The sequence below is a fragment of the Achromobacter pulmonis genome (assembly GCF_021733725.1).
Classification (GTDB): Bacteria; Pseudomonadota; Gammaproteobacteria; order Burkholderiales; family Burkholderiaceae_B; genus Achromobacter; species Achromobacter pulmonis.
In genome coordinates this window covers 3,231,517-3,243,613 of record NZ_JAIFOT010000001.1, presented here as the reverse complement: position 1 = coordinate 3,243,613, position 12,097 = coordinate 3,231,517, and the positions used below count along the sequence as shown (strand labels likewise).

Sequence of the window (12,097 nt, the reverse complement as noted above, 5' to 3'; positions counted from 1 at the left end):
GCTACATCCTGAATACGCCGAAGCGCGTGGGTTCTTGCGGTCCAGCGGCCGCCAGTGCCAGCCCCAGCGTCAGCCAGTCACGGGTATCGGCGGGCTCGATCACGCTATCGACCCACAAGCGCGATGCCGCGTTCAGGGCCGTGCTTTCGGCGCCATAGGTATCGCGGATTGGCGCCTTGTAGGCCTCAACTTCCTCAGCGCTGAATTCTCTACCCTGGCGAGCAAGTTGCTCGGCACGCACCAGCGCAAGGACGGTGGCGGCTTGCTCCCCCCCCATCACGGAAGTCCTGGCATTGGGCCACATGGCCATGAACCGGGGTCCGAATGCTCGTCCGCACATGGCATACGCGCCCGCCCCGTAACTGCCGCCGACAATGACGCTGAACTTGGGCACCCGGGCCGTGGAAACCGCGTTGACCATCTTGGCCCCATCCTTCGCAATACCACCCTGCTCGTACTGCACTCCCACCATAAAGCCACTGATGTTGTGCAGGAATACGAGCGGAATGTTTTCCTGGCAGCACAGTTCGATGAAGTTGGCCGCTTTCTGGGCACTCTGGCCGAGAAGCACGCCGTCGTTGGCGAGCACGCCCACCGGATAACCGCCGATGGCGCCGGTGCCGCAAATAAGGCTGGTGCCATAGCGTTCGCGGTACTGCACCAGTTCGCTGCTATCCAGCAAGCGCGCCAGCACGTCCCGCATCGGCATCGCTTGCTTGGGATTGGCGGGAATGAGCCCAGGCAATTCCGCCGCTTCGTAACGGGGCGGCCGGCTGGGACGGGGCGGCGATGCCAACGCCGGGGTCTTGCAGCGTGCAAGAATGCCGCGCACCAGGTCGAGTGCGTGCAACTCATCATTCGCAAAATGGTCGGCCACGCCGGACATGCGGGTGTGCGTGTCCGCCCCCCCAAGCTCCTGGGCGTCAACCACTTCGCCAGTAGCGGCCTGCACCAGCTGCGGTCCGCCCAGGTAGATCATGCCCGCCTTGTCGACGATCACGGTTTCGTCGCACATTGCTGGGATGTAGGCGCCGCCGGCAGTGCAAGCGCCCAGCACCGCCGCGATTTGTTTAAGCCCAAGGGCCGACATCTCGGCAATATTGCGGAAGATCTTGCCGAAGTGCTGCTCGTCCGGAAATATGTCGCCTTGCAAAGGCAGAAAGGCACCTCCCGAATCCACCAGATAGACGCAGGGCAAGCCGTTCTCCCGTGCAATGGCCTGGGCGCGCACCTGCTTCTTGATGGTCAGCGGGTAGTACGTTCCACCCTTGGCCGTCGCATCGTTGGCCATGATCATGCAGGCCCGGCCGGACACAATGCCGACACCAGTAATGATCCCGGCTCCCGGCGACTGGCCATCGTACGCGCCATCGGCAGCTAACTGGCCGACCTCCAGGAACGGCGTGCCGGGATCCAGCAGCGTATTGATACGCTCGCGCGGTAGCAGCTTGCCGCGTGCCAGATGCGCTTGGCGTGCGCGTTCGCCGCCGCCAGCAATCACTCGTTCTCTTGCTGCGAGCAGCGGCGCGCGCAATGCTTCATACGCCACCGAATTCGCGGCGAAGTCCGGGCTGCCCGGCCCAGGGCGGGAAGAAAGAATAGCCATTTGTTGAATACCGTCGGTGGGATTACAGGAATTCAGCTCGGATCACGCACGGGCAGGCGCAAAAGCGCATGCCCCAGCGACTTGCCCGTCTGATCCAACCGCAAGGTGCGCGTTGCCCCGCCTCCCAGTGCATGGCGCATGATCACCATCATGGCGCCGATGTTGTCCATGGGGTGGCACTCCACCTCGCCCTGGACCCAATCGCCGTAGAGCGCCTTGACGTCGGCAGGCTTTACGCTCGCGAGCAGTTGCGCGTACTCATGCTGCCCTCGGGCCACCAGTCCCACGCTGCACACGTCCCCTTTGTCACCGGAGCGCACATAGGCGATGTCTTTCACTTGAAGCGTCATTAGAGCCCTCCTTAGGCCTTCAGGATTTCGGTTTTCTGTTCGACGGCGGCCCGCGGGATCAGCGTCGGCCACAGGGAGATGACGGGGCGCGGTTTCATTGGGGTGCCGAAGGACGTGCCACCCGGACCCATGATCCAAAGGTTCGTACCCGCGCGGCGCACCTTGTCGGCCTCTTCGGCCGTGCGTGTACGCACCGCGCAACGCAGCCCGACTTCGGGCAGTTCGTTGGCCTGTTCGCGGCCCGGAAAGGTGGCGGCGGGACCATGCAAGGTGTTGAGTCCAACAAAATCGAAGTGAATCTGTTCGGCGGCCAGTCCCATGCGCTCGAAACGTTCGAGCATGGTTTCGCGCGCCTTTACGGCGCGGTCATAGGCGTATGGCCAGGGGAAAAACGCCATGGTCTCGCCGATCCACCCGTCTTGGTAACCGACCACCAACTTCCACAGGTCGGGCGCTGCTTCACCGCGCACGCCGCTGACGCGTACGCGGTCCTCTCCCTCATCGATCAGTTTCAGGGAAGTGAAATCTGCCACGGCGTCGGGCATAAGATAGCGGCGCGGATCGCCCACCTCGTAGACCAGATGCTCCTTGATCGTCCATTCATCGACACGGCCGCCAGTGCCCGACAGCTTGGTGACGATGGCCTCGGCATCCGCGCCCACTTCAAGAATGGGAAATCCTGCTCGCCCCATGTGCTGCATCTCCGCGAACCGGGAAGACATCCCGCCCGAGCAGCCTGCCGCGCATTCGACGATGTGGCCCAGTGTCACCGCAGCAGCGTAACGGTCGATGTGGGCGGTGTCGCGGCGCCAACCGAACTCGTGGGCGAGCGGCCCGACGTAAAGCGCGTTGTCCGACACGCGTCCGGCGATCACCACATCCGCGTCGCCTTCCAGACCCGCAGTGATGCCCGAACTGTCGGTATAGACATTGGCGCAAACGACGCGGTCGCGGATCGCCGCGAAGTTTTCGTCGCCGGTATCCATATTGCGGAGTGGCACCCCCTGCCCCATCAGGTCGTCGAGCTTATCCAGCATGTCGTCGCCTTCAATCAGTGCGATGCGCGTGCCAGCAAGTCCCGCTTGGCGCGCGCCTTCGGCGATGCGCTGGGCCGCAGCTCTAGGATTCACCCCGCCGCCATTGGAAATCAATTTCGTTCCTACGGCGGTAGCGCGGGGCAAAAGATTGATCATGGTCTGAACAGCATCCGGCACGTAGCCCGCATCCGGCCTTTTCAGCTTCTGCCGCTGCAATAGCGCCATCGTCAATTCAGCCAAGTAGTCGAAGCACAGGTAATCCAGATTGCCTCGCTCCAACAGCTCTTGTGCCGGATCTTGAGCGTCACCCCAAAATCCCGAGCCCGCACCAAGCCTTACACGTTTGACCATCCCCAGCCTCCTATTTCCTTTGCTCTAATTTTGTTTTGATCATTTGAATTTCATTTTATATGTCGATATTGAAGATCGTCAAGCGCTGAACAGGGTTGCGCTTTACAAGTGCCCGTGGATCATTTGACTGAGTGAAGTCGCGATGTGCCGGCGGCCGTCGTTCCGTGCACAGGATCTCAATGGCCGACTGGGGGCTCGCGACGACGAACGACTAATGGCTGGGGCAACGGGTCGGCATAACGCTCGAACCGATAGGCGCAATGTATGGGCTCACGCGGAACCCCTCGACACGCGAGGCTCAACTAGACTCTTTCCATCCAACGGGAGGTGACATGGACGAGAGCGTCGTAGCGGCTATTCACGAACTGGCGAATGCCCTGGCCGGACTGGGCAGCTGGCAGCAGCAACTGGTGTCGATGACGATCCTGCTAGTTGTGGCCGCTGCCGGCTCTAATGAGATGGTCAGCCCGATCCCCACGAAGCGGTACGCTGAGTGGGGATTGTTCTTCCTGGGAGACCTCTCATGAGCACCGTCACGCTGATTGGCATCGATCTGGGCAAGCATAGCTTCCATCTGCACGGGCAGGATTCTGCGGGCAGGATGGTGTTTCGCAAGATGTGCTCTCGCCAGCAAGTGTTTACGTTGCTGGGCAATACCCCGTGCAGCACGGTGGTGATGGAGGCCTGCGCAGGAGCCCATTGGATGGCGCGCCGCATCCAGGCGCTAGGCCACCAACCCAAGCTGATCTCCCCCCAGTTCGTGCGCCCTTTCGTGCAGGGCAACAAGAAGGACTTTGCCGATGCGCAGGCGATCTGCGAAGCCGCCTCGCGCCCGAGCATGCGGTTCGTGTGCGTGCGCAACGAGGCTCAGCAGACCGTTTCGACGCTGCACCGCGTCCGAGGGTCGCTGCTGCGCGAGCGCACCGGCGTGATCAACCAGGTCCACGCTTTTTTGCTGGAGTTCGGCATCCGCCTGCCGCGCGGCCAGGCGATCCTGCGGCGCCTGCCCGCAGTGTCGGCCGAGCAAGAGCTGCCGCCCCGACTGGCGGCACTGCTTGAACGGCTGCAGTCGCACTTCAAGTACCTGAACGAGCAGATCGGCCAAATCGAGCGCGAGTTGTGCCAGCAACTGCGCGAGGATGAACGCAGCCAGCAGCTCCTGGAGATCCCCGGCATCGGGCCGATCACCGCGAGCGTGCTGATGACAGAATTGGGCGATGCGCAGCAATTCGGTTCGGCACGCCAGTTCACCGCCTCTGTGGGTCTTGTGCCACGCCAATACAGCACCGGCGGTACGCCTAAGCTGCTGGGAATCAGCAAGCGTGGCGACAAGAATCTCAGGCGGCTACAGGTGCAGGGCGCACGAGCGATCATACAACGCGTGGAGCGGCGCACGGATCGGCTGGGCGTCTGGGTGCGCGAGCTGCTGGCAAGGCGCCACTCGAACGTGGTGGCTTGCGCGCTGGCCAACAAATTGGCGAGGATAGCCTGGGCCATCCTCGCCAACGGAACAAACTACCGAAGTGAGCAAGCCGTTAGCGCAACCCGACCTTCATCACCGTTTTACGCCGTCACTTCCTGGTTTTGCGACGCGAGTACGTGAAGACATAAACGGCTCAACGGCTTGGCAAGAAACCTGGCAAAAAATCCAGCGCCTGGATGCTGAGGCTCTTTTGAGGTTTGTCGGGCGCGACTCTCATCATGGAGCGGGGACCCGTCCCCAAACAGAATCGCCCCGGGGCGATTCATGTCATATCCAACACTCGAATTCCCGCGAGTGGGCGACTATCTATTCTTTCGTTCTTCCCCGCAATAGTTGCCATATTCGCCTCTTACATTGATGAGATCAGATCTTCAAGCAAAGGGCGTGCCAACGTCCCACTATCCATTTTTACGACGAGGGCGCGCGCGACTCTTTTGGAAGGATGGCGTCAACAACTTCACAACTGCCTTCTGCAGCTACATTGCAGATTTCGTCGCCTTGCGAAAGTTCTAGTTGCCACCATCCCAACTGGTGTGAATGCGGTTAGCGGCGCTCCTCCCCTATTGGCTAGAGGATGAAACGATCAACTCCCCATGCGGTAGGTGGCTATCCCTAGGATGTCCAGGCGAACAATTACTTGTCCGGTTGTTCGTTGATCTCTGCCAGCCGCTTGTATAGATAGGATCGCGAAATTCCCAGCGCTTCCGCAACCTTCTTCTTATTGCCGTGAAATCGCTGTAGATACTCCACGATGAGATCTGCCTCCATGCGGTCCTTGACCTCCTTCATCGAGCCGTCGCGCGGCGCCACCATGGCCACGCGCACGGTATCCAGGTGATAGGCGCCGCGCGCCTCGCCCGCCATCTCGAAATCCGCCCCCCCGGATCGCATCGTCGTCGCAGAAAATGGCGGCGCGTTCGATGGCGTGCTGCAACTGGCGCACGTTGCCTGGCCAAGGCAGAGACTGCAGGAAGCGCAGCGCAGCCGGCTCAATCTCCTTGACGGGCAGGCCGTGCCGATCCGCGAACTGCTTTAGGAAGGCACCCGCCAGCATGGGAATATCCTCGAGGCGCTCACGCAATGAGGGCTGGCGCAAGGTGACTGCGCTGATGCGGTAAAACAGGTCAAGGCGGAAGGCACCGCTGTCCAGCATTTGGTGGAAGTCGCGGTTGCTGGCCGAGATGAGGCGAAAGTTCGAGCGGTGCAGCGATTCGCCTCCTACACGCTGGAATGTGCCGTCCTGCAAGGTCCGCAACAGCTTTACCTGCACTTCCAGCGGCATGTCGCCAATCTCGTCCAGGAACAGCGACCCGCCATCGGCCTGTTCAAACTTTCCAGGCCTGCCCTTGCGGTCCGCGCCCGTGAACGCGCCACTCTCGTAGCCGAAGAGTTCGCTTTCAACCAGGGAAACAGGCAGCGCCGCCGCGTTGATGACCACCATCGGATCGCTGGCACGCGGACCCAGCATATGGATGGCATGCGCCACCACGTCCTTGCCCACGCCGCTTTCGCCCAGCAGCAACACGGGTACGTCCAAGGGCGCGATCTTGACGATCTGTTCCTTCAGCTGCGCCACCGGTTCGCTGTCGCCGATGATCGAATCCAGGCCGCGATTCGGCTGATCCATACTGGATAGCTCACGCCTGTAGAAGTTCACCTCCTTACGCAGCCGGGAAATCTCGGCGCTCATCTTCTGCAGCGCGTCCGGGCTCTTGAACATGACCTGGCCGATGGCGCCGACCAAGCGGCGCTGGCGATCAAAGATGGGCGTGCGGCTCACGACGCGCGTGGTGCCGTGCATCTCCTGGGTTTGGCCGATCTCGGCCTTGCCGCTGCGCAGCACGGTGTCGAGTCGCGTGTTCTCGATGACCTCGCGCGCGGGCCGGCCCACGCCTTCGCCGCGCGACAACTTGAAGAACTTTTCGTGTACCGGACTCATGTAGCGCAAGGTGCCTTGCGCATCGACCACATTGATCGCGCCGTACGGATTAGTGATGAGATGCCGCAGGATATCGCAGGCGAAGTCGACGCTGGCCACAAACTTGAACAGAGGGTCTGCGTCGTCGTGACTGGCGACCAGGAAGCACGCCGCCTCGGGCGTAGCCACATGCAGCACGCTGAGCGGCTCGTCCAGGTGCTCGAGCGCGAAGCAGGAAGGGATCGGCCGTACGGTGCGCGCCGCCCAGCGCTTGGACAGGTCACGCAGCAGTCGGGAGTCGGAGCCGATCCCCGAGGCAAAGCGCACCTCGCCGCTGGCGTCCAGCACCACGACGCCGCGCATCTCGTTTTCCATGACGCCTGTGTCTCCGAGTGATTTCGTGTTCTTGGGAAAGTGGTTGCGGCGAGGACACCCGCCGCTTCCGGACGTATCCATAGGCGTGGCCAGCCCGCCCGGCAGCGCTCCCTTTTTTTATAAGATGGCACGAAACTTGCTTGATGTCATCCACGTAACTTCCACCATGGATGACTGATGACACCGCAAGAACACCTGCCCTACGCGGACCCGGAAAAAGGCGGCCTGGAACTGCTGGCGCCGTTGCGCGTCCTGGATCTCACGACCTCGATTGCCGGTCCGTACGCGACGCAACTGCTCGCCGATCTGGGCGCGACCGTGCTCAAAGTGGAAAAGCCCGGCGCCGGAGACGACACGCGCGCCTGGGGACCGCCCTTTTTGCAGGACGTCTCGCTCTGGTACCTCAGCGTCAACCGCAACAAGCACAGCCTCACGCTGGACGTGTCTCAGCCCGAAGGGCGCGAAGTCCTCGATGGTTTGCTGGCGCAAAGCGATGTGCTGGTGCTGAACATGGTGCCCCGCGTGCAGCGCAAGCTTGGACTGGACTATGACAGCCTGACGGTAGTCGTCGATCCGATCAGCAGGCAGGTGCTGTGGATCGGCCCAGGACGCTCACGCGAGACGGCTCGCGCGTTCTTCGAGCAATTGCCGAGCGGGGTCGCCCAACGCATCAAGGCCGTGGCCATCGACATGACTACGGCCTACGAGTTAGAGATCCAGACCCACTGCCCCCAGGCAGAGATCGTCTATGACTTGTTCCATGTCGTGGCCAAGTACGGACGAGAGGTCATTGATCGGGTGCGCGTGGACCAGGCCAACCAACTGCGCCAGGATCGCCCTGCGCGCAGGGTCATCAAATCGAGCCGCTGGCTGCTTTTGCGCAACCGCGACAACCTAGACCAGCAGCAGGCCGTCCGGCTCGATGAATTGCTGCAAGCCAACCAGCCACTGCTGACTGTCTATGTCCTGCGAGACGAACTCAAGCGGCTCTGGTTCTACCGACGACCTGCCTGGGCAAAACAAGCCTGGCACCACTGGTGCGAGCAGGCCGAGCAAAGCGGAATAGCCCCCTTGAACACCTTCGCTCAGCGTCTGAAAAGCTATCTACATGGCATCCTGGCCAGATGCCGGCATCGTCTAAACACCAGCATCGTTGAGGGCATCAACAACACCATCAAGGTCATCAAGCGGCGGGCCTACGGTTACCGAGACCAGGAATACTTCTTCCTCAAAATCCGCGCCGCCTTCCCCGGTAATGCTCAATGAACCAAATAATTAGGGCTGGATCAGCTTTCGACGCAAACGCCGGGTCAGTTTTCAGTGCAAACCAACACTTAACAGGAAGGTACCACTCAGATGCCGGGACAATCATAGATCAGTACCCGTTCGGGCCGCGCGCGTCCGGGCTGGAAAACCAATGCAGCGGCAGCGTCACGTCGGGCATCGGTTCCTCGGGTCGTCGTTTCGCGAGCGCGTGGATAATCTGGGCCGAGCAGCTCATGAGCCCATTGGCACGTAGCATCACAAGCGCATTGCCATAATCGTCTTGCAAAATCGGTTGCGCATGCTGTTGTTAAGCGTGGGCATGTTGCGAACCTCGAAGTTCTCGCGCGTGTGCAGGTGGTCGTGCAGATTTCCACCCACGGCCGGCAGATGGTGCACGACCGGAATGCTGTGCTGTCGCTAACGGGAAGTGTCGCCAATGCCCGAGAGTTCGAACAGCTGGGGCTATTGAAGCGCACCCGCGCTCAAGATCACCTCTCGGCGACATCGGACTGTTCGGAGATCACCATCTTGCCAGTATTGGACGCCGACCACGTGTCCCTTGAACAGCACGCGCAGCACTAGGGCATAACTGCGAAGCTCCATCCCGCCACTAAGCACGAGCAGGCGCAGGTAGGCTTCGCGAGTATTCCAGCGCCGTCCATGCCGCCTGTTGAATTGCAAGTAATCCGCGCCTTCGTAACGGGGGCCATTGTAATCGGAGGTGCGCGGGAGTCCCGAGCTTTCGCATGCCCCGAGGAAAGCGTTCATCGAAGGGTGGTGCGGCGAAAACTCGCTCACCATTGCCGGCCCCCTGCAACCGCGCTGTGCATGCCCCCGGATACGTAGCTCTCAATGGTGTGGAACACAGGCTTTACGTCGTCGCAGCCCCATTCCTCCAGCCCGCGCTCGTCGCGCCACAAATCATACTCATTTGGGTCTCCATGTACCCAGATCATCCCATTAACCGACGACGCCCCCCTCCAGACGCGCCCTCGCGGCCAAAATTTGTACGCCCATTCATGTGCGGGCCCGCATCCTCACAGCACACCATCAAGAAATGCCAGGACAATGCGCCCCCAAATTGACAAGCGAGCAGTATTATGCGTATATTTATGAATGACGTTCATATAAATGAACAACATTTTTAATGGTTAGCACAGTTTCAGATTCCTACGGCTGAAAGTAGCAAGAGATTTCAATGAGTTCTATCGCAACTTTGGCGGTGAGCCGGCTCGTCGATCGTAGTCCCCTGAACCGTTGGCTCGGCATGCACGTAATAAGTGCAGATGACTATGGCGTCTTGCTCGGAATTAAATGGCGAGAAGAACTCATTTCCAATCCAGACGTGCGTTCAACGCACGGCGGCATCCTTGCGACGTTGATAGATGCAGGGGCGGACTATGCGGTCGCCTTGAAGGTCGGCGCACCGGTGCCAACCATAGATCTTCACGTTGACTACCATCAGATGGCGGGGCCCGGTGACTTGCGTGTGGAGGGGAAGGTCATTCACCTTGGCGCTCGCATTGCAGTAGCACATGCGCGCGTATTCGATATGTCAGGGGAGCTGGTCGCAAGTGGACGTGGTTTGTACCGAGTGCCAACACGACAAGGTGTTGAACCAAAGAAAAATTCAATCGCATGAAGATGGAGGCGACCATGGGTCCACTGCACGGCATTAAGATCATCGAATTCGCAGGCATAGGACCTTGTCCAATGGCTGCCATGTTATTGGCGGATTTGGGCGCTACCGTGATTCGCATCGACCGACCAGCCCCTCCATTACTGGGCATCCCGCGTCCTCTCAAGTTCAACTTACTATTGCGCAACCGTAAAGCCATCACACTGGACCTCAAGAGCTCCGCGGCGCAGGACTTAGTGATGCGTCTCGTCGAAAGCGCTGACGCCTTGATCGAGGGCTTCCGGCCCGGTGTGATGGAACGCCTAGGATTAGGCCCCGACGCTTGCATGGCGCGCAATCCACGGCTGGTATACGGCCGGATGACGGGCTGGGGCCAGACTGGGCCGCTGGCCCAGGTTGCCGGTCATGATCTCAATTACATCGGTTTGACCGGTGTGCTGCACGCCATGGGCCGCGACGGCCAGCCGCCAACCCCGCCCCTGAATCTGGTGGGAGACTTCGGCGGCGGCGCGCTGTACCTGGCCTTGGGCGTCCTCGCCGCCATCGTCGAAGCAACCCGGTCAGGACTGGGCCAAGTCGTCGATGCTGCCATCGTGGACGGCACCGCATCGCTCGCGACCGCCCTGTTCGGCCTGCATGCGGCCGGGCTCTGGAACAACAAACGTGGCCACAACATGCTGGACTCCGGCGCATACTTCTATGATGTGTACGAATGCGCAGATGGCAAGTGGGTTTCCGTAGCACCGCTGGAACGTAAGTTTCACGACAAGCTGCTCGAACTTATGGGCCTGGACCGTGAATCGCTCGGCCGCCAGGCCGACCGCGACGGATGGCCGCTAGCCAAATCCATCCTCGCCGACGCATTCAGGAAGAAGACGCAGGAGCAATGGTGCGAGCTGCTAGGTACCACGGACGTATGCGTGGCGCCGGTGCTATCGCTAGACCAGGCCGCCGACCACCCTCATATGCGGGAGCGGAAGGTCTTTATCGAGGTCGACGGCGTCATGCAGCCTGCGCCTGCCCCGCGCTTCTCGCGCACGGCCACCGCAAAGCCGACGCCGCCCGAGGCCGCCAGCGCCAGCACGATCGAAGCGGCGCTGGCCGGATGGTTATCGCCCGCCGAACAGACACGATGGTGCAGCCAACTTGAGGAAGTCTCAGTTGCCGGGCATATGCCGTAAGGTTGCAGAGGCTCCCGCGGCCACTTCCTGCAGCAGCTGCCGCAAGGCGGGCAACGACTGTACGAAACGGTCGCTGGGTGCCGCAATCATCAGCGCGTAGCTGGCGGTACCGTCAGCCTTGATGATCGGCGCGGCAATGCCCGACGCGCCCGCAACCGCCTCACCCATACTCACCGCAATTCCGGAGGCGCGTATTTCATGCAGCTGGCACTCGAATGCCTCCTTGTCCGGCAGGGGCTTGCCCGTCATGGGCTTGAATTTGGCGGTCCTGAGGTATTTCTTTTGCCAAGCCTGGTCCTGAAACGCAAACAACAGCTTGCCCGCAGCCGACACGTGCAGCGGCCGTTTCGTGCCGATCGGCACCGAGTACCGGACAGGTTGCTTGCTGTCGATACCGTCGATATAGGTAACCGTCTTCGCGTCCTTGTCGATCAGCGCCAGGAACACGCTTTCCTCGCAGCGCGCCGCCAATTCCTCGACATAGGGCCGCAGGATCTTGGTGACGCCCGCGCTGGCCAGCACCTCGGCCGACAACTGGAAAATGGACGGCCCCAGCTCGTAGCGCCCGGCCGCGTGCATCAGGTACTTATGGGCCACCAAAGGCCGCAGCAGCAAGAGCAGGCTGCTCTTCGGGGCCTCGAGCTCGCTGCTCAGTTCCGCGAGCGTGGCGCCGCCAGTTCCGCGCGCCAGCACCTCAAAGATGCCCAAAATCCGCAGCAGGGAGCGGGGCTCGGCAGTAGCGGGACTCGTTTCAGATCGGGTTTTCATGTATGGGTCGGATCAGCCTGGAGCAATGTGCATGCACTGCGTTCATATTCCCGAATGATACCTGTAAACACGGCGCCGCTTGAACCGGCGCAACGATGAGAAATGCTGCAAGAGCAAGGAGAC

At 61.0% G+C, this 12,097-nt stretch carries 12 protein-coding genes and 1 pseudogene; 5 read left to right on the top strand and 8 right to left on the bottom strand.

Annotated elements, in window-relative coordinates; translation table 11 throughout:
* Position 1 precedes the first annotated feature (1 nt).
* The 3 genes from K2W61_RS14985 to K2W61_RS14975 are packed head-to-tail and all read right to left on the bottom strand — an operon-like array spanning position 2 to position 3,344.
* Positions 2–1,606, bottom strand: a complete 1,605-nt coding sequence (locus tag K2W61_RS14985; RefSeq protein ID WP_236755945.1) for a carboxyl transferase domain-containing protein — start codon at positions 1,604–1,606, stop codon at positions 2–4.
* A gap of 32 nt (positions 1,607–1,638) precedes the next feature.
* A complete protein-coding gene (locus K2W61_RS14980; protein ID WP_012248146.1) occupies positions 1,639–1,956 on the bottom strand; it encodes an AtuA-related protein in 318 nt (105 codons plus the stop codon).
* Between the two features lie 11 nt (positions 1,957–1,967).
* Complete coding sequence (locus K2W61_RS14975) at positions 1,968–3,344, bottom strand: acyclic terpene utilization AtuA family protein (protein ID WP_236755944.1); 1,377 nt, start codon at positions 3,342–3,344, stop codon at positions 1,968–1,970.
* 332 nt (positions 3,345–3,676) lie between these two features.
* On the opposite strand from K2W61_RS14975, the gene K2W61_RS14970 reads away from it, so the two are divergent.
* Together K2W61_RS14970 and K2W61_RS14965 are read left to right on the top strand one after the other, a co-directional pair.
* Entirely contained in the window at positions 3,677–3,871 is a 195-nt protein-coding gene (locus K2W61_RS14970; RefSeq protein ID WP_236755943.1) for a hypothetical protein, read from the top strand.
* Complete coding sequence (locus K2W61_RS14965) at positions 3,868–4,947, top strand: IS110 family RNA-guided transposase (RefSeq protein WP_236755942.1); 1,080 nt, start codon at positions 3,868–3,870, stop codon at positions 4,945–4,947. Before K2W61_RS14970 ends, K2W61_RS14965 begins: the two co-directional genes overlap by 4 nt.
* A gap of 513 nt (positions 4,948–5,460) precedes the next feature.
* Here K2W61_RS14965 and K2W61_RS14960 read toward each other — a convergent pair.
* Positions 5,461–5,595: a helix-turn-helix domain-containing protein gene (locus tag K2W61_RS14960; RefSeq protein WP_236755941.1), complete on the bottom strand. Its 135-nt coding sequence runs from the start codon at positions 5,593–5,595 to the stop codon at positions 5,461–5,463.
* Complete coding sequence (locus K2W61_RS14955; RefSeq protein WP_236755940.1) at positions 5,546–7,120, bottom strand: sigma-54 interaction domain-containing protein; 1,575 nt, start codon at positions 7,118–7,120, stop codon at positions 5,546–5,548. Before K2W61_RS14955 ends, K2W61_RS14960 begins: the two co-directional genes overlap by 50 nt.
* A 177-nt stretch (positions 7,121–7,297) precedes the next feature.
* Between K2W61_RS14955 and K2W61_RS14950 the strand changes: the two genes are divergently transcribed.
* Complete coding sequence (locus K2W61_RS14950) at positions 7,298–8,386, top strand: ISL3 family transposase (protein ID WP_236755938.1); 1,089 nt, start codon at positions 7,298–7,300, stop codon at positions 8,384–8,386.
* A 462-nt stretch (positions 8,387–8,848) separates the two neighbouring features.
* On the opposite strand, the gene K2W61_RS27890 is transcribed toward K2W61_RS14950, so the two are convergent.
* Complete coding sequence (locus K2W61_RS27890; protein ID WP_419761602.1) at positions 8,849–9,154, bottom strand: GMC family oxidoreductase N-terminal domain-containing protein; 306 nt, start codon at positions 9,152–9,154, stop codon at positions 8,849–8,851.
* Positions 9,155–9,180: 26 nt separating this feature from the next.
* Positions 9,181–9,378: pseudogene (locus K2W61_RS27885) on the bottom strand (GMC family oxidoreductase N-terminal domain-containing protein); the annotation flags it as partial.
* Between the two features lie 206 nt (positions 9,379–9,584).
* Between K2W61_RS27885 and K2W61_RS14940 the strand changes: the two are divergent.
* Both K2W61_RS14940 and K2W61_RS14935 read left to right on the top strand, forming a co-directional pair.
* Entirely contained in the window at positions 9,585–10,028 is a 444-nt protein-coding gene (locus tag K2W61_RS14940; RefSeq protein WP_236755936.1) for a PaaI family thioesterase, read from the top strand.
* A 14-nt stretch (positions 10,029–10,042) separates the two neighbouring features.
* On the top strand, positions 10,043–11,206 hold the full coding sequence (locus tag K2W61_RS14935) for a CaiB/BaiF CoA transferase family protein (RefSeq protein WP_236755935.1): 1,164 nt from the start codon (positions 10,043–10,045) through the stop codon (positions 11,204–11,206).
* Here K2W61_RS14935 and K2W61_RS14930 read toward each other — a convergent pair.
* Positions 11,183–11,974: an IclR family transcriptional regulator gene (locus K2W61_RS14930; protein ID WP_236755934.1), complete on the bottom strand. Its 792-nt coding sequence runs from the start codon at positions 11,972–11,974 to the stop codon at positions 11,183–11,185. The two genes, K2W61_RS14935 and K2W61_RS14930, sit on opposite strands and share 24 nt — an antisense overlap.
* Positions 11,975–12,097 lie beyond the last annotated feature (123 nt).

What these genes read in the sequence shown, in the direction of transcription:
- K2W61_RS14985 (WP_236755945.1), bottom strand. Translation starts at nt 1,606, where the DNA reads ATGGCTATTCTTTCTTCCCGCCCTGGGCCGGGCAGCCCGGACTTCGCC.
- K2W61_RS14980 (WP_012248146.1), bottom strand. Translation starts at nt 1,956, where the DNA reads ATGACGCTTCAAGTGAAAGACATCGCCTATGTGCGCTCCGGTGACAAA.
- K2W61_RS14975 (WP_236755944.1), bottom strand. Translation starts at nt 3,344, where the DNA reads ATGGTCAAACGTGTAAGGCTTGGTGCGGGCTCGGGATTTTGGGGTGAC.
- K2W61_RS14970 (WP_236755943.1), top strand. Translation starts at nt 3,677, where the DNA reads ATGGACGAGAGCGTCGTAGCGGCTATTCACGAACTGGCGAATGCCCTG.
- K2W61_RS14965 (WP_236755942.1), top strand. Translation starts at nt 3,868, where the DNA reads ATGAGCACCGTCACGCTGATTGGCATCGATCTGGGCAAGCATAGCTTC.
- K2W61_RS14960 (WP_236755941.1), bottom strand. Translation starts at nt 5,595, where the DNA reads ATGGAGGCAGATCTCATCGTGGAGTATCTACAGCGATTTCACGGCAAT.
- K2W61_RS14955 (WP_236755940.1), bottom strand. Translation starts at nt 7,120, where the DNA reads ATGGAAAACGAGATGCGCGGCGTCGTGGTGCTGGACGCCAGCGGCGAG.
- K2W61_RS14950 (WP_236755938.1), top strand. Translation starts at nt 7,298, where the DNA reads ATGACACCGCAAGAACACCTGCCCTACGCGGACCCGGAAAAAGGCGGC.
- K2W61_RS27890 (WP_419761602.1), bottom strand. Translation starts at nt 9,154, where the DNA reads ATGAACGCTTTCCTCGGGGCATGCGAAAGCTCGGGACTCCCGCGCACC.
- K2W61_RS14940 (WP_236755936.1), top strand. Translation starts at nt 9,585, where the DNA reads ATGAGTTCTATCGCAACTTTGGCGGTGAGCCGGCTCGTCGATCGTAGT.
- K2W61_RS14935 (WP_236755935.1), top strand. Translation starts at nt 10,043, where the DNA reads ATGGGTCCACTGCACGGCATTAAGATCATCGAATTCGCAGGCATAGGA.
- K2W61_RS14930 (WP_236755934.1), bottom strand. Translation starts at nt 11,974, where the DNA reads ATGAAAACCCGATCTGAAACGAGTCCCGCTACTGCCGAGCCCCGCTCC.